Here is a 15,505-nt window from a genome sequence, read left to right on the forward strand (position 1 = left end):
GCTACCGCGCCTCCAGGATCGCCGCAACGCCCTGGCCCCCGGCCGCGCAGACCGAGACGAGTGCGCGCCCGCCGCCGTTCTCGTGCAGCAGCTTGGCGGCCGTGGCGACGATGCGGCCGCCGGTCGCGGCGAACGGGTGGCCGCACGCGAGCGAGGAGCCGTTGACGTTGAGCCGGGCGCGGTCGATCGCCCCGAGGGGCGCGTTGAGGCCGAGCTTGTTGCGGCAGAAGTCGGCGTCCTCCCACGCGGCCAGGCTCGAGAGCACGGTCCCGGCAAATGCCTCGTGGATCTCGTAGAAGTCGAAGTCCTGCAGCGTCAGGCCCTGCCGCGCCAGAAGGCGGGGCACGGCGTAGGCGGGCGCCATCAGCAGGCCCTCCCGGCCGTGCACGAAGTCGACGGCGGCGGCCTCGAAGTCGACGAATTCCGCCAGGACCGGCAGGCCGTGCTCCGCCGCGTACTCCTCAGAGCCGAGCAGGACCGAGGAGGCGCCATCGGTGAGCGGCGTCGAGTTGCCCGCCGTCATCGTGGCGGCCGCGCCCAGGTCCTTGCCGAACACCGGCTTGAGGCCGGAGAGCTTCTCCGGTGTGGAGTCGGCGCGGAGGTTGTTGTCGCGGCCCAGGCCCCGGTACCCGGTGACGAGGTCGTCGAAGAAGTTCCGGTCGTAGGCCGCTGCGAGGTTGCGGTGGCTGGCCGCGGCGAGCTCGTCCTGGGCCTCGCGGGTAATGCCCCACGCCGCGGTCGTCAGCGCCTGGTGCTCCCCCATCGACAGCCCCGTCCGCGGTTCGGGCGTGCCGGGAGCGACGGGGACGAGGTCCTTGGGCCGGATCTTCGCCACGGCCGCGACCCGCTGTTGCAGGGTCTTGGCGCGCGAGAGCTCAAGGAGCGCGCGGCGCAGCCCCTCCCCGACCGCCATGGGCGCGTCGGAGATGGAGTCCACGCCGCAGGCGATGCCCGAGTCGAGCTGCCCCAGCCGGATCTTGTTGGCGAGGGACCCGATGGCCTCCATGCCGGTGGCGCAGGCCATCTGCACGTCGTAGGCCGGCGTCGCCGGGTCCAGGGCGGTGCCCAGGACCGACTCGCGGACCAGGTTGAAGTTGCGGGAATGCTTCAGCACGGCGCCGCCGGCGACCGCGCCGAGGCGGCGGTCCTGGAGCCCGAAGCGGGCGACCAGCCCGTCGAGCGCGGCGGTGAGCATGTCCTGGTTGGAGGCCTCGGCGTACGCGCCGTGGGCGCGTGCGAACGGGATGCGGTTGCCGCCGATGACGACGGCGGGGCGGGTCTGCGTGGGCATGCGTCCTCCTGCTCGGACTGTGACGTGAATTACCGATACCTAGCGTACCTGATACGCTGGGTACCGTGAACAGCAACACCAACGCCGCGCCGGCTGCGGCGACGGACGGCCGCTCCTCCCGGTGGGAGCGCCACCGCGCCGAGCGCCGCGCGGAACTCGTGCGGACCGCACGGCAGGCGATCCACCAGCTCGGACCGGGCGCCTCCATGGAGGACGTCGCGGCGGCGGCGGGCACCAGCAAGTCCGTCTTCTACCGGTACTTCGGGGACAAGGACGGCCTGCGCCGCGCGGTCGGCGAGATCGTCGTCGCGCGGATGCGGACCCGGGTGCTCGCGGCGGCGCGCGATGCGGCGACGGAGCGCGAGGCGCTGCGGGCCATGGTCGGCACGTACCTCGACCTGGCCCAGACGTCGCCCAACGTGTACTTCTTCGTCACCGCGCCCGGCGGTAGCCACGGCGGCGCGGAGGACCACATCGACGCCTTCTTCGCGGAGCTCGCCGCCATGATGGGCGAGCGCATGGCGGCGTACCGGGCCGCCTCGGGCGCTGCCGCCCCGAGCGGGGCGACCGCGCTCTGGCCCTCGGCGGCGATCGGCATGGTCCGGGCGGCCGGCGAGGCCTGGCTCCGCCAGCCGGAGGCCCCCGGCCACCCCACCGAGACCGAACTCGCCCACGAACTCACCGCATGGCTGGTGCGCGGCATCGCGCCCGGCCCCTCCGACCAGGGAAAGGCCCGCCAGTGACCGAAGAAACCCCCACCGCCACCACCCCGAACCCCACCGTCGACGCCGCCGCCCTGGGCGAACTTCTGCTCGGGCGCTGGGCCGACGTCAGGCGCCAGGCCCGCGCACTCGGCGCACGCGACGACCTGCACCGCATCGAGGGGCTGGGCATGGACGAACACCGCGAACGCGTCCTGGGCCAGCTCCACCGGCTCGTCGAGGCGGGCGGCGTCCACCGGGCCTTCCCGGAGCGGTTCGGCGGCGGCGACGACCACGGCGGCAACGTCGCCGGGTTCGAGGAGCTGGTCACCGCCGATCCGTCGCTGCAAATCAAGGCCGGCGTGCAGTGGGGGCTCTTCGGGTCCGCCGTCCTGCACCTCGGCACCGAGGAGCACCACGAGCGCTGGCTGCCCGGGATCATGTCGCTCGAAGTCCCGGGCGCGTTCGCCATGACGGAGATCGGCCACGGCTCAGACGTCGCGTCGATCGCCACGACCGCGACGTACGACGAGGCGACGCAGGAGTTCGTCGTCCACACCCCGTTCCGGGCGGCCTGGAAGGAGTTCCTGGGCAATGCGGCCCTGCACGGGCGCGCGGCCGTGGTCTTCGCGCAGCTGGTGACCCGCGGCGTCAACCACGGCGTGCACGCCTTCTACGTTCCCCTCCGGGACGACGCCGGCCGCTTCCTTCCCGGCGTCGGCGGGGAGGACGACGGCCTCAAGGGCGGACTCAACGGCATCGACAACGGCCGGCTGCATTTCGACCGGGTCCGCATCCCGCGCACGAACTTGCTCAACCGCTACGGGGACGTCGCCGCCGACGGGACCTACTCCTCGTCCATCGCCAGTCCGGGCCGGCGCTTCTTCACCATGCTCGGCACCCTCGTGCAGGGCCGGGTGTCGCTGGACGGGGCGGCCGCCGCAGCGAGCAAGGTCGCGCTGCAGATCGCCGTCACGTACGCCAACGAGCGCCGCCAGTTCAACGCCTCCTCGCCCGTGCGCGAGGAGGTCCTGCTGGACTACCAGCGGCACCAGCGCCGGCTCCTGACCCGCGTGGCGACCACCTACGCGATGTCCTTCGCCCACGAGGAGCTGCTGGAGAAGTTCGACGACGTCTTCTCCGGCCGGACGGACACCGACGCCGACCGACAGGACCTCGAGACCCTGGCCGCCGCCCTGAAGCCGCTGTCCACCTGGCACGCGCTGGACATCCTGCAGGAATGCCGCGAGGCCTGCGGGGGCGCCGGCTTCATGGCCAAGAACCGGTTCACGTCGCTCCGGGCGGACCTGGACATCTACGCGACGTTCGAGGGCGACAACAACATCCTGCTGCAGCTGGTCGCCAAGCGCCTGCTCGCCGACTACGCGCAGGAGTTCCGCCACTTGGACGCCGGGGCCCTCGCCCGGTACGTGGTCCGGCACGCCGAGCGGGTGGCCATCAACCGCTCCGGCCTGCGCCAGCTGGCGCAGACCTGGGCGGACACGGGCAGCGAGCGCCGCAGCGCGAACTTCCTGAAGGACCCGCAGACGCAACGCGACCTGCTGGCGGACCGGGTCCGGACCATGGTCGCCGAGATCGTCGACGGGCTGCGCACCGCGTCCGGACCGGGCGGTTCCGCTGCGGCGTTCAACGAGCGCCAGGACGACGCCATTGCCGCCGCCCGGGCCCACGCCGAACTCCTGCTGTGGGAGGCGTTCACCCGCGGAGTCGAGCGCGTCCAGGACGAGGGCACCCGCTGCGTCCTGACGTGGTTGCGCGACCTCTACGGGCTGTGCCTCATCGAGGACAACCTCGGCTGGTACCTCATGCACGGGCACCTCTCCGGCCAGCGCGCCCGGACCCTCGGCCCGTACATCAACCGGCTCCTGGCCCGGCTGCGCCCGCACGCCCAGGATCTCGTCGACGCGTTCGGCTACGGCCCCGAGCACCTGCGGGCGGAGATCGCCACCGGCATCGAGGCCGAGCGCCAGGCAGAGGCCATGGAGCACCAGCGCCGGCGGCGTGCCGCGGCCGACGCGCCGCTGGACGAGAAGGTCCTCGTGGCCCGGCGCAAGGCCGCGGAGAAGGCCGCCAAGCGCGAGCGCACGCAACGGCTGCGCCCCACCGCGACACCGGCGCGGTAGGCGGAGGCCTGAGGCCAGCCCCGGACGGTGCGGCCGGCGCCCCGGCGGGGCCGGCCGCCGACCGCGCGCCGGCCGGCGGGCGCCGCGCCGGCCGGCCGGCGGCGCTGGTTCCCCCCGGCGGCACGGCGCCCGCGGGTCAGGCCCCGTTCAGCGCGGCCCGGTAGACCCCGACCGTCTTCTCGGCGATGGATTCCCAGCTGAAGTGCGCGGCCGCGCGGCGGCGCCCGGCCTCGCCCATCTCCCGGGCCCGTGCGGGGTCCTCCAGGGCCCGGACCAGGGCCGCGGCGAAGTCGGCCACGAAGCCCTCGGGGTCCAGCGGGGTGCCGGTGCCGTCGTCGGACTGCTCGAGCGGGACCAGATAGCCCGTCTCGCCGTCGGCCACGACTTCGGGGATGCCTCCGGTCGCGCTGGCGACCACGGCCGTGCCGCACGCCATGGCCTCGAGGTTGACGATGCCCAGCGGCTCGTAGACGGACGGGCACGCGAACACGGTCGCCTGGGTCAGGACCTGGATCAGCGTCTCGCGCGGGAGCATGCGTTCGATCACGACGACGTTCTGCCGCGTCGCGCGCAGGTCCTCGATCAGCGCGTTCACCTCGGCGGCGAGCTCGGGGGTGTCGGCGGCCCCCGCGCAGAGGACCAGCTGGACGTCCTCCGGGAGGTGGGACGCGGCGCGCAGCAGGAACGGGACGCCCTTCTGGCGGGTGATGCGCCCGACGAACGCGACGGTGCGCAGGTCGGGGTCGATGCCCAGTTCCCGGAGGGGCGACACGTCGGGGGCCGGCTGCCAGCGGGCGGTGTCGATGCCGTTGTGGACCACGTGCACCTTGGCGGGGTCGATCGCCGGGTAGGCGCGCACGATGTCGCGGCGCATGCCGTTTGAGACGGCGACGACGGCGGCGGCCCCGTGGTAGGCCGTCGACTCCGCCCAGGAGCTCAGCGCGTAGCCGCCGCCGAGCTGCTCCGCCTTCCACGGCCGGAGCGGCTCGAGGGAGTGGGCGCTGACGACGTGCGGGATCGAGTGCAGCAGCGAGCCGAGGTGGCCGGCCATGTTCGCGTACCAGGTGTGCGAGTGGACCAGGTCCGCGCCCGCGAGGTCGCCCACGATGCCAAGGTCGGTCCCGAGGGTCTGCACGGCCGGGTTGGCGCCCTCGAGCCCGCCCGGGATGGAGTAGCTGGACACGCGGGCCCCGTGGTAGTCGGCGGGCCGGGGGTCCCCGAACGCGCGGATCCGGAGGTCCACGAGCGGGGCCAGGACGCGGCCGAGCTCGGCCACGTGCACGCCGGCTCCGCCGTAGATGGCGGGGGGGAATTCCTTGGTAACAATGTCAACTCGCACAGTGACAACGTAGTGCCTGCGTGTCGGCTCACCTAGTGTGACAACCGACAGCGACGAACGCGGGCCGGGGAACGCCCGCACGCGGAACGAAGGGGAACGCACAGCATGTACACGAACGTCCTGACCATCGTCCTGGCGGGCGGGGAAGGCAAGCGGCTGATGCCGCTGACGATGGACCGGGCCAAGCCCGCCGTGCCCTTCGGAGGCACGTACCGGCTGATCGACTTCGCGCTGTCCAACATCGTGAACTCCGGGTACCGGCGGGTGGTCGTGCTGACGCAGTACAAGTCGCACAGCCTGGACCGGCACGTGTCGGAGACCTGGCGCATGTCGCCGCACCTGGGCAGCTACGTCGCATCGGTGCCCGCCCAGCAACGCCTCGGCAAGGAGTGGTTCCTGGGCTCGGCGAACGCCATCTACCAGTCGCTGAACCTGATCCACGACGCGCAGCCGGACTACGTGATCGTCGTCGGCGCCGACCACGTCTACCGGATGGACTTCTCCGAGATGGTCGCGGCGCACAAGGCCTCCGGCCTGCCGGCGACGGTCGCCGCCGTCCGGCAGCCGGTGTCCCAGGCCAACCAGTTCGGCGTCATCGAGACCGACCCGTCCGCGCCCGGACGGATCAGCGCGTTCGTGGAGAAGCCGGACACGACGGCGGGCCTGCCCGACGACCCGGACAGCTTCCTGGCCTCGATGGGCAACTACGTCTTCACCACGCGGGACCTGATCGCGGCGCTCGAGGAGGACCACACGCGCGGGGACACCAAGCACGACATGGGCGGGGACATCGTCCCCCACTTCGTGGAGCGCGGGGAGTGCGGCGTCTACGACTTCTCGACGAACATCGTGCCCGGGGAGGACCCGTCCGCACCGCGCTACTGGCGCGACGTGGGCACGCTGGACTCGTACTACGACGCCCATCAGGACCTCCTGGCGCCGATCCCCGAGTTCAGCCTCTACAACCGCTCGTGGCCGCTGTTCACCCGCCAGAACTCGGCGCCGCCGGCGAAGCTGGTCCGCGGAGCGGACGGGCGCAACGGCGAGGCGCACGGCTCCATGTTGGCGCAGGGCGCGGTGGTCTCGGGCGCGTACGTCGAGTCCTCGATCCTCTCCCCCGGCGTGTCCGTGAACCAGGGGGCGGAAGTCACCGACTCCGTCCTCATGGAGGATGTCCGGATCGGCGAGGGCGCGCTGGTGCGCCGCGCCATCCTGGACAAGAACGTGGTGGTCCCTCCCGGGGCGCGCATCGGCGTGGACCGGGAGGAGGACCTCGCGCGCGGCTTCACGGTCACGCCCTCCGGCCTGACGGTCCTGAGCAAGGGGCAGCTGGTCGCCCCCTAGCGGCCGTCTCCCCCGGCCGGCCCGCCCCGGGCGCGTTCGCCCTCGGACCCGCTCCGCAGGAAGAACGCGCCCAGGGCGCCGGCCAGGGCCGCGAAGACCACCACGGAATACGCCGCCAGGGCCACCTGCAGGACCCGCGAGAACGCGTCCTGCGGCGTGATGCCGCCGCCCGTCATGGTCGCGAGCGCGGCCTCGTACAGCGCGGTGCCGTAGTCCGGGTGGGCGCCGGTCGCGTAGAGCGCCTGGCTCGCCGCAAGGATGACGACGGCGGTGGTGGCCGCCAACCAGCCGAGCCGGCCGGTCAGCAGCCGCCCGGCCGAGCGCGACCCGCGCACGCCGGCCCCGAGGATCCCCCCAACCCGGCTGACCCGCGCGACCCGGGCGAGCCTGAACACGCGCACGGCCCGCAGGAAGCGCAGGAACGGCACCGCGAGGAACACCAGCTGCCACCAATTGCGCCGCCAGATCCGGGCCTGGAAGCGGGCGACTGCGGCGCGCAGCGCGAACTCCGCCGCGAACACGGCCCAGAACACCCAGCCGGCCGCCTCCAACACGCGGCTCCAGAACGGCTCTTCCACCAGCAACTGGCCCGTGACCACGAACAGGAACAGGACGCCGAGCACGCCCATGGGCCGGTCCAGCCGGCGGGCCAGCCGCTCGCCGGCCACGAGCCGGCGCCTCCGCTCCCCGTCGCCGTCGTCCACCATGCCGCCACGATGGCACGGATCCGCCGCGGGGTGAACGCGGCCCGGCCCCGGGGGAACCGCCGTCGGTGGTTGAATGGGCGCCGTGGAGACTGCGACGCAACGAGCCGACAACGAGAACCTGACCCGCACCGAGGCCGAAGACCGAGCCCGGCTGCTGACGGTCCGCTCCTACCGCGTGCACCTTGACCTGTCCCGCGCCGGGGACGCCGCCGTGGCGGGGTTCCCTTCCCGCACGCGCGTCGAGTTCGCGTGTGCGGAACCGGGCGCCTCCACGTTCCTGGACTTCATCCACGGCGGCGTGTCCGCGGTGCGGCTCAACGGGCGCGACCTGGACCCGGCCGCCTGCGTCGAGGGCGCGCGCATCGCGCTGCCGGGCCTGGCCGCTGAGAACACGGTCGAGGTCGAGGGGACGGCCCTCTACAGCACCAGCGGCGAGGGGCTGCACCGGTACGTGGACCCCGCCGACGGCCGCACGTACCTCTACACGCAGTACGAGCCCGCCGACGCCCGCCGGGTCTTCGCCGACTTCGAGCAGCCGGACCTCAAGGCGCGCTTCACGTTCACCGTCGCCGCCCCCGCCGGCTGGACGGTCGCCTCCAACCGGGCCGTCGAGCGGCACACGGAGCGGCCGGACGGCACGGCGGTCTGGGTCTTCGGCGAAACCGAGCCGATGTCCACGTACATCACGACCGTGCTCGCCGGGCCGTACCACCACGAGACTGGTTCCTGGAGCCGGGGCCTGCCGGACGGCACCACGCTCGAGGTCCCCCTGGGCCTCTATTGCCGCGCGTCCCTGGCCCCCAGCCTGGACGCGGAGCGGATCCTGGACACCACCCGCGCCGGCCTGGACTTCTTCCACGACCTGTTCGGCCACCCCTATCCGTGGGGCAAGTACGAGCAGGCCTTCGTGCCCGAATACAACCTCGGGGCCATGGAGAACCCGGGACTCGTCACGTTCACCGAGCAGTACGTCTTCCGCTCGCGCGCGACGCGCGCCCAGTACGAGGGTCGGGCCACGACGATCATGCACGAGATGGCCCACATGTGGTTCGGGGACCTCGTGACCATGCGCTGGTGGGACGACCTGTGGCTCAAGGAGTCGTTCGCCGACTACATGGGCACCCTCGCGGTCGCCGAGGCCACGGAGTTCGAGACGGCCTGGACCACGTTCGCCAACCGCCGCAAGGCGTGGGCCTACGTCCAGGACCAGCTGCCCACCACCCACCCCATCACCGCAGACATCACGGACCTCGAGGCCGCCCGCCAGAACTTCGATGGAATCACGTACGCCAAGGGCGCCTCGGTACTCAAGCAGCTGGCGGCCTACGTGGGCCCGGACGCCTTCGCCGCCGCCGCCCGCGAGTACTTCCGCCGCCACGCGTGGGGGAAGACCACGCTCGGCGACTTCCTCGCGGTGCTCGGGGAGGCGTCCGGCCGGGACATGGGGACGTGGGCGCGCGCGTGGCTGCAGACGGCCGGCGTCCCGCGGCTGTGGGTGGAGCTGGAGGAGGACGACGCCGGCGCCGTCACGGCGGCCCGGCTGCGCCAGGCCGGCACGGACCCGGCCACGGGCGGGGAGGTGCTGCGCCCGCACACCGTGCGCGTCGGGACGTTCGCCCTCGAGGACGGGCGCCTGGTCCGCACCGGGTCCCTCGAGGCCGACATCGACGGGGCCTCCGCCGCGCTGCCGGGCCTGGCCGGCCGGGCCCGCCCCGCCGTCGTCCTGCCCAACGACGGCGACCTGACCTACGCCAAGGTCCGCTTCGACGACGCCTCCCTGGCCGTGCTCCTGGGACACCTCGACACCCTGGACGACCCGCTGGCCCGCGCGACCGCCTGGGCGGCGCTGTGGAACATGGTGCGGGACGCCGAGCTCGCCGCCCCCGTGTTCGTGGAGGCCGTGTGCCGGATGGCGCCCTCCGTGGACGACCCGGGCGTGCTGCAGTCCCTGCTGGACCAGGCCCTGCACGCGGCCGGCGACTACTGCCCGCCCGGCCTGCGCAGCGCCGAGCGCTCCCGGCTCGCGGACCGGCTCGCCGGGCTGGTCGCCGCGGCGCAGCCCGGCTCCGACCACCAGGTCGCGTACGCGCGCACCCTGGCCCGACTGGCCCGGCACGGCGGCGCGGACGACTGGGCCCGCGGCCTCCTGGACGGCACGGTGGCCGTCCCGGGTCTGGACGTCGACGAGCGGCTCGTGTGGCTGCTGCTGCAGGCCCTCGCCGCGCGGGGCCTCGCCGGCGCAGACGACCTCGACGCCCGCCGCGGGGCGGCGCCGTCCGCGGAGGCCACGGTCGGGCACGCCCTGGCGTTGGCGGCCCGGCCCACCCCCGGGGCCAAGCGGGCCGCGTGGGACGCGGTCCTGGCCGGGGCGCGCGACGGCGTCCCGCTCTCCAACGACGTGCTCAGCGCGACGGTCGAGGGCTTCATGCTCGGCGGGCACGAACTGGTCGACGCGTTCTACACCGGGTACTGGCCGGAGCTCGAACGGATCTGGCGCCAGATGAGCATCGGCCAGGCCACGCGGGTCGTGCAGGGCCTGTTCCCCCGCCACCAGGACCTCGGTCCCGAGGGCCCGGACCGGCACCCCGTACTGCTCGCCGCCGGCGCTTGGTTGGATGCGCACCGGGCCGCGCCGGCGGCGCTGCGCCGGATCGTCGTCGAGCAGCGCGACCACCTCGCGCGGTCCCTGCGCGCCCAGGCGGTGGCGGGGACCGCCGCGCCCGCCCGCCCGGAGGGCTAGCCGGCCGCGCCCAGCGCTCCGGGGGACCGACGGCGCGGCCGCGGCACCGGTCCGCGGGTGCCGCCCACCCCTCCCGCTGCGGGCCTGTGGGGCGTAGCATCGGCGGCGGGCCGGCACGCCGGTCCGCAACGGAAGGAGCCCCCCGTGCCCGCACTCCGCGTCCACAACCTCAGCGTCTCCCTGGACGGCTACGCCGCCGGGCCGGACCAGAGCATCGACGAACCGCTGGGGCTCGGCGGCGAGCGCCTGCACGACTGGATCCTGCGCACCCGCTTCGGGCGCACCCTGATCGGCGAGGAGGGCGGCACGGACGGGATCGACCAGCGCTACGCCGCCGCCGGCGACGAGGGCCTCGGGGCAACCATCATGGGCCGGAACATGTTCGGTCCCGTGCGGGGCCCGTGGCCCGACGGGTCGTGGCAGGGCTGGTGGGGCGAGGACCCGCCGTTCCACCACCCGGTCTTCGTCATGACCCACCACCTGCGCGAGTCCGTGCCCATGGCGGGCGGGACGGTCTTCCACTTCGTCGATGCCGCGCCCCGCGACGTCCTCGACCTGGCCATGGAGGCGGCGGGCGGCCGGGACGTCCGCCTCGGCGGCGGGGCGGCCACGGTGCGGCAGTTCCTGGCCGAAGGGCTCGTGGACCTGCTCCACGTCGCCGTCGTGCCCGTGCTGCTCGGCGGCGGCGAGTCGCTCTTCGACGGCGGGACGGCAGCCCTCGCCGGCGGCTCGGCCGCCGGCTACCGCGTCGACGGACCCGAGGCGGGCGACGGCGTCGCGCATTTCACCCTCACCCGCTGAGCGCGGCGCGGTCCCTTCCCGTGGGCGGACGCCCTCCCCCCGCGTCGCCCGCCTTGCTCCTCTCCCCCGGCCGCGCCGCGCGGTGTAGTTTGGGGGAACGGTACGGGTGCCGGCGCCACGCACGGCCCCGAGCGGACGCCCCACGGGAGGACAGTGTCATGGCCGAGTCGCGAACCATCGACCTGGCGACCGGGATCCGCGTGCCCATCCTCGAACAGGGCGACCCGCACGGCACGGCCGTGCTGCTCCTGCACTCCTATGCCGTCTCCGGGATCTTCTGGAAGCCGCTGCTCGAGCGCCTGCCCGAGACGGTGCACGCGATCGCCCCCACGGCCCGCGGCCACGGGGGCGCGGACAAGCCGGAGACCGGCTACGGACAGAACGACTACGCCGCCGACGCGCTCGCCGTCCTGGACGCGCTGGGCATCGAGCGCGCGGTCCTCGTCGGCCACTCCAGCGGCGGCTACGTGGCCCGTGCCGTGGCCGAGCGGGCGCCGCGCCGGGTCGGCGGCCTGGTGCTGCTGGCCAGCCCGTACAGCCTCCAGGGGCGTCGCGCGCCGTTCGCCGACCGGGTCGAGGCCATGGCCGACCCGGTCAGCGACGAGGACATCCGCGCGGTGCAGCAGGTATGGAACCGCGCCTGGGACGTCCCGGAGGAGCTGGTCCAGGAGATGTTCGAGGAGCGGCGACGGATCCCCGCCCGGGTCTGGCAGCTGACCCTGAGCGGCATCGAACTGGCCCCGATGCCGATCGCCCCGCTCCGGCACATTCCGGCGCTCGTGGTCCATGGCGACGCCGACCGGTTCCTCACTCCCGCCGAGCAGCGCCGTCTCGCCGAGGAGCTGCACTGCGCCGAAGTCACCGTCTACCCGGACACCGGGCACACCGTCCTGTGGGAGCGGCCGCAGCGCGTCGCCGACGACCTGCTGGCGTTCCTGGTCCGGATCGGGGCGCTCCCCGGCGACGTCCCGGATCGACGGATCACGGGACCCGCGTGAGCCACTCCCGGGTCCGGAACTTGGCGTCGGCCAGCTCCTCGGCGCGTGCCAGTGACGCCGGAGACAGGCCGACCCGGCGGGCCCCGTAGCGGCGCTCGAAGGTGCGCACCATCGCCTCGATGACGTCGGTGCGCGGCATGCCGGTTTGCCGCTTGAGCGGGTCCACGCGCTTCTTCGCGCTGGTGGTGCCCTTGTCGGAGAGCTTCTCCCGCCCGATCCGCAGCACCTGGGTCATCTTCTCCGCGTCGATGTCATAGCTCATGGTGACGTGGTGGAGCATTCCGCCCCCGGCCAACCGCTTCTGGGCGGCGCCGCCGATCTTCCCCTCGGGCGTCGCGATGTCGTTCAGCGGCTTGTAGTAGGCCTCCACGCCGAGCCCGGCCAGGGCCTCCATGACCCAGGCGTCCAGAAACGGGTACGAGTCCGCGAAGCTCATGCCGTCCACGAGGGAGACGGGAAGATACAGGGAGTACGTGATGCAGTTGCCCGACTCCATGAACATCGCCCCTCCCCCGCTGACCCGCCGCACGACCGTCACCCCGTGGCGCGCGGCCGCGTCGGGGTCGACCTCGTTGCGCAGCGACTGGAAGCTGCCGATGACGACGGCGGGCTCGCTCCAGTCCCACAGCCGCAGGGTCGGCCGGCGCTCGCCGGCGGCGACCTCGCGCGTCAGGACCTCGTCGAGGGCCACCTGGGTCGTGATCGGCAGCGGGGACGGCCCAATGACCTCCCAGTCGTGGTCGGCCCACGTCGTCGCGAGCCCGAGCGCGCGGCGGACGGCGACGGCGACCGCCGAGGGGTCGAAGCCGAACAGCACGGCCGAGGGGTCGAGGCGGCGCGCCACGGCGTCGCGCAGTTCCCCGTGCGGCGTGTCCACGCCCAAGCCCGCCAGGGCCGCGTTGATGTCCAGCAGCGCGTCGTCCGGCTCGAGGAAGAAGTCCCCATTGATGTTGGCGGCGGCGATCGCCCCGTCGGCGACCGCCAGGTCGGCGACAACGAGCTTGCCTCCAGGGACCTTGTATTCACCGTGGTGCGTGTAGCGCGTATCGGGGGCCAGGGGGGTCTCGTCGGGCATGGGGCCATCCTAGGCGGACCGGCCGGCCGCTCGGGTCTCCGCCGCCCGCGGGCCGGCAGGCCCCCGGGCTGGGCCGTCACGGACGCCCTACAGTCCCCCTCGTCCGGAACCGCCGAGTGCCTCCGCCCAGGAGCGCGCGCCCCGCTCCGCGTCGGGCCCGGCGAGGTTCGCGCCCGCGCGGTAGGCGCGGCCGACGCCCCCGATCAGCGGCACGGGCACCAACGCCCGGCGGCGCCCGGTGGCGGAGAGGTAGCTCCGGGCAAGGTCCGGGAACCCGAGGGCCTCGGGGCCGACCACGTCCGGGACGCGGCCGCGCGGGACCCCCAGGGCGAGTCGGGCCAGCCGGTCGGCAACCTCCTCGGCCGCCACGGGCTCCATCCTCACGGCCGCCGGGGCGGGCACCACCGGCGAGGCCGCCAGCGCACCGAGCACCTTGAGCAGCAGCTCGTGGAATTGCGCGGCGCGCAGCACCGTCCAGGGGATCCCCGACTCCGCGACAACGCGTTCCATCGCGAGTTTCCCGCGGAACCAGGCCAGCGGCACCCGGTCCGCCCCCACGACGGACACCGCGACCAGGTGCCGCACCCCGGCGCCGCGGGCCGCGGCGACGAGGTGACGGGCCGCCACGTCGTCGCCCCTGGGTCCGCCGGCCAGGTGCAGCACCGCGTCCGCGCCGGCGGCCGCCTCGGGGATGCCTTCGCCGGTCAGGAGGTCCCCGGTCGCGTACCGGAGGCCGCCCTCGGCAGGCCGGTGGGTCCGCGTGAGGATCCGCAGTTCCGCGCCCCGACCGCGCAGGCGCGGGACCACCCGCCGGCCGAGCGTTCCCGTGCCGCCGGTGATGAGGAGTGTGGTGGGCATGGTCGTCTCCCTTGCTCTCGTGCGTTAGCCTCCCCGCAGGGGTGCGGGCAGTCACCCCGTATGACACGGGCGGGACGGGGAGTGTGACAGCGATGGAGCCGGAGGAAACGGTCCGGGTCCTCGGGCCGCGCCCCGTCCGGGCGGGCTCGGGCGGGACGCGGGAGGCTTTCGAGACCGAACGCCGGCGCCTGCTGGGGATCGCCTACCGGATCCTGGGCTCGTGGGCGGACGCGGAGGACGCAGTGCAGGAGGCCTGGCTGCGGGCGGACCGCGCGGGCACCGACGGGGTCGACAACGTACCCGCGTGGTTGGCGACCGTCGTCGCGCGCGTCTGCCTGAACCAGCTGCGCGCGCGCAGGGCGCGCCCCGAGGACCCGTGGGGCGCCCGGATCCCGGACCCCGTGCTGGGGCCCGGCGACGGCGGCGACCCGGAATACGGCGCGGTCCTGGCGGACTCGGTCGGCCTGGCCCTGCAGGTGGTGTTGGGGTCGCTGCGTCCCGACGAGCGGGTCGCGTTCGTCCTGCACGACCTGTTCGCGGTCCCGTTCGAGGACATCGCCGCGCTCCTCTCGCGCTCCGCCGCCGCCGCGCGGCAACTGGCGAGCCGGGCGCGCCGCAGGGTGCGGGACCAGGCCCCGCCGGTCGACCCGGACCTGTCCCTCCAGCGGCGGGCGGTCGCTGCGTTCTTCGCGGCCACCCGCACCGGGGACCTGGAGGCCCTGCTGGCCGTGCTGCACCCTGACGTCGTGCTTCGCTCCAATGGCGGCCGCGCCCGGCCGGCCCAGTCGGTGGAGCTCCGCGGCGCCCGCCGGGTCGCCTCCCGGGCCGTGGCGTTCGGGGCCCTCGCTCCGCATGCCGTGCCCTGCCTGGTCCACGGCGCGGCCGCTGCCCGGGTGGTGGTCGGCGGGCGGCTCGTCTCGATCATGGCCTTCACTGTGGCGGGCGGACGGATCGCCGCGATCGACGTGCTGGCCGACCCGGAGCGCCTCGCCCCGCTGGCGCCGGGGCCCGCCCCATGGTCCCGCCGGGACAGAGCCGGTCCGGCGGGAGAGCCGCGTACCGACTAGGACGGCACCAGTCCGGCCGGTTAAACGCGGGCGGGGACCCCCGAAGGGGTCCCCGTGCGGCGTGGCGGAGGCTAGGCCTTCTTGCCGAAGTTCTTGAAGCGCGCGTTGAAGCGCTCGACGCGGCCGGCGGAGTCCATGATGCGCTGCTTGCCGGTGTAGAACGGGTGCGACGCGGCGGAGATCTCGACGTCGATGACCGGGTAGGTGTTCCCGTCCTCCCACTCGATGGTCTTGGAGGAGGTGGCGGTGGAGCGGGTCAGGACCTTCTCGCCGGAAGCCAGGTCGTTGAACACGACCGGGCCGTACTGGGGGTGGATGTCAGCCTTCATGCGTAAACCTTTGTTCTTGCCCCTGGATTTTGCCAGGGGCGCCTCGGTTGGATGGCGGCCCGACAAGGAGCGGGCCGACGCACCACTTTACCCTACGCGGCCGCATCGGCC

General features: G+C 74.0%; 12 protein-coding genes and 1 pseudogene. 7 read left to right on the forward strand and 6 right to left on the reverse strand.

Annotated elements, in window-relative coordinates:
- Window position 1 precedes the first annotated feature (1 nt).
- A complete protein-coding gene (locus AC1Q5D_RS10325; RefSeq protein ID WP_481738510.1) occupies window positions 2-1,291 on the reverse strand; it encodes an acetyl-CoA C-acetyltransferase in 1,290 nt (429 codons plus the stop codon).
- Window positions 1,292-1,356: 65 nt separating this feature from the next.
- Here AC1Q5D_RS10325 and AC1Q5D_RS10330 point away from each other — a divergent pair, with 65 nt between their 5' ends.
- Window positions 1,357-2,034, forward strand: coding sequence for a TetR/AcrR family transcriptional regulator (locus tag AC1Q5D_RS10330; RefSeq protein WP_481738511.1), 678 nt, complete (start codon window positions 1,357-1,359; stop codon window positions 2,032-2,034).
- Window positions 1,977-4,136: an acyl-CoA dehydrogenase family protein gene (locus AC1Q5D_RS10335; RefSeq protein ID WP_481738512.1), complete on the forward strand. Its 2,160-nt coding sequence runs from the start codon at window positions 1,977-1,979 to the stop codon at window positions 4,134-4,136. Before AC1Q5D_RS10330 ends, AC1Q5D_RS10335 begins: the two co-directional genes overlap by 58 nt.
- Before the next feature lie 136 nt (window positions 4,137-4,272).
- Here the strand turns inward: AC1Q5D_RS10335 and glgA are convergent, their stop codons facing one another.
- Complete coding sequence (gene glgA, locus AC1Q5D_RS10340; protein ID WP_481738513.1) at window positions 4,273-5,475, reverse strand: glycogen synthase; 1,203 nt, start codon at window positions 5,473-5,475, stop codon at window positions 4,273-4,275.
- A 102-nt stretch (window positions 5,476-5,577) separates the two neighbouring features.
- Here glgA and glgC point away from each other — a divergent pair.
- Window positions 5,578-6,819: pseudogene (gene glgC / locus AC1Q5D_RS10345) on the forward strand (glucose-1-phosphate adenylyltransferase); the annotation flags it as partial.
- Here glgC and AC1Q5D_RS10350 read toward each other — a convergent pair.
- Complete coding sequence (locus tag AC1Q5D_RS10350) at window positions 6,816-7,526, reverse strand: ion transporter (protein WP_481738514.1); 711 nt, start codon at window positions 7,524-7,526, stop codon at window positions 6,816-6,818. The pseudogene glgC and the gene AC1Q5D_RS10350 overlap by 4 nt on opposite strands.
- Before the next feature lie 82 nt (window positions 7,527-7,608).
- Between AC1Q5D_RS10350 and pepN the strand changes: the two genes are divergently transcribed.
- From pepN to AC1Q5D_RS10365, 3 genes are all read left to right on the forward strand, one after another.
- Window positions 7,609-10,266: an aminopeptidase N gene (pepN, locus tag AC1Q5D_RS10355; RefSeq protein ID WP_481738515.1), complete on the forward strand. Its 2,658-nt coding sequence runs from the start codon at window positions 7,609-7,611 to the stop codon at window positions 10,264-10,266.
- Between the two features lie 144 nt (window positions 10,267-10,410).
- Window positions 10,411-11,067: a dihydrofolate reductase family protein gene (locus AC1Q5D_RS10360; RefSeq protein ID WP_481738516.1), complete on the forward strand. Its 657-nt coding sequence runs from the start codon at window positions 10,411-10,413 to the stop codon at window positions 11,065-11,067.
- Window positions 11,068-11,225: 158 nt separating this feature from the next.
- On the forward strand, window positions 11,226-12,065 hold the full coding sequence (locus AC1Q5D_RS10365) for an alpha/beta fold hydrolase (protein WP_481738517.1): 840 nt from the start codon (window positions 11,226-11,228) through the stop codon (window positions 12,063-12,065).
- Here the strand turns inward: AC1Q5D_RS10365 and lplAB are convergent.
- Together lplAB and AC1Q5D_RS10375 are read right to left on the reverse strand one after the other, a co-directional pair.
- Entirely contained in the window at window positions 12,049-13,140 is a 1,092-nt protein-coding gene (lplAB, locus tag AC1Q5D_RS10370; protein WP_481738518.1) for a lipoate-protein ligase LplAB, read from the reverse strand. The two genes, AC1Q5D_RS10365 and lplAB, sit on opposite strands and share 17 nt — an antisense overlap.
- Window positions 13,141-13,227: 87 nt before the next feature.
- Window positions 13,228-13,998 carry an SDR family oxidoreductase gene (locus AC1Q5D_RS10375; protein ID WP_481738519.1) on the reverse strand — a complete coding sequence of 257 codons (771 nt, stop codon included), beginning with the start codon at window positions 13,996-13,998 and terminating at the stop codon, window positions 13,228-13,230.
- A gap of 92 nt (window positions 13,999-14,090) precedes the next feature.
- Here AC1Q5D_RS10375 and AC1Q5D_RS10380 point away from each other — a divergent pair, with 92 nt between their 5' ends.
- Entirely contained in the window at window positions 14,091-15,065 is a 975-nt protein-coding gene (locus AC1Q5D_RS10380; RefSeq protein ID WP_481738520.1) for a sigma-70 family RNA polymerase sigma factor, read from the forward strand.
- 71 nt (window positions 15,066-15,136) lie between these two features.
- On the opposite strand, the gene AC1Q5D_RS10385 is transcribed toward AC1Q5D_RS10380, so the two are convergent.
- Window positions 15,137-15,394 carry a type B 50S ribosomal protein L31 gene (locus AC1Q5D_RS10385; RefSeq protein ID WP_481738521.1) on the reverse strand — a complete coding sequence of 86 codons (258 nt, stop codon included), beginning with the start codon at window positions 15,392-15,394 and terminating at the stop codon, window positions 15,137-15,139.
- Window positions 15,395-15,505: the final 111 nt, after the last annotated feature.

This window comes from Arthrobacter paludis (assembly GCF_056782315.1).

Coding starts and splice junctions, on each gene's coding strand:
- AC1Q5D_RS10325 (WP_481738510.1), bottom strand. CDS start 1,291: ATGCCCACGCAGACCCGCCCCGCCGTCGTCATCGGCGGCAACCGCATC.
- AC1Q5D_RS10335 (WP_481738512.1), top strand. CDS start 1,977: ATGGCTGGTGCGCGGCATCGCGCCCGGCCCCTCCGACCAGGGAAAGGC.
- AC1Q5D_RS10350 (WP_481738514.1), bottom strand. CDS start 7,526: ATGGTGGACGACGGCGACGGGGAGCGGAGGCGCCGGCTCGTGGCCGGC.
- AC1Q5D_RS10365 (WP_481738517.1), top strand. CDS start 11,226: ATGGCCGAGTCGCGAACCATCGACCTGGCGACCGGGATCCGCGTGCCC.
- lplAB (WP_481738518.1), bottom strand. CDS start 13,140: ATGCCCGACGAGACCCCCCTGGCCCCCGATACGCGCTACACGCACCAC.
- AC1Q5D_RS10375 (WP_481738519.1), bottom strand. CDS start 13,998: ATGCCCACCACACTCCTCATCACCGGCGGCACGGGAACGCTCGGCCGG.
- AC1Q5D_RS10380 (WP_481738520.1), top strand. CDS start 14,091: ATGGAGCCGGAGGAAACGGTCCGGGTCCTCGGGCCGCGCCCCGTCCGG.
- AC1Q5D_RS10385 (WP_481738521.1), bottom strand. CDS start 15,394: ATGAAGGCTGACATCCACCCCCAGTACGGCCCGGTCGTGTTCAACGAC.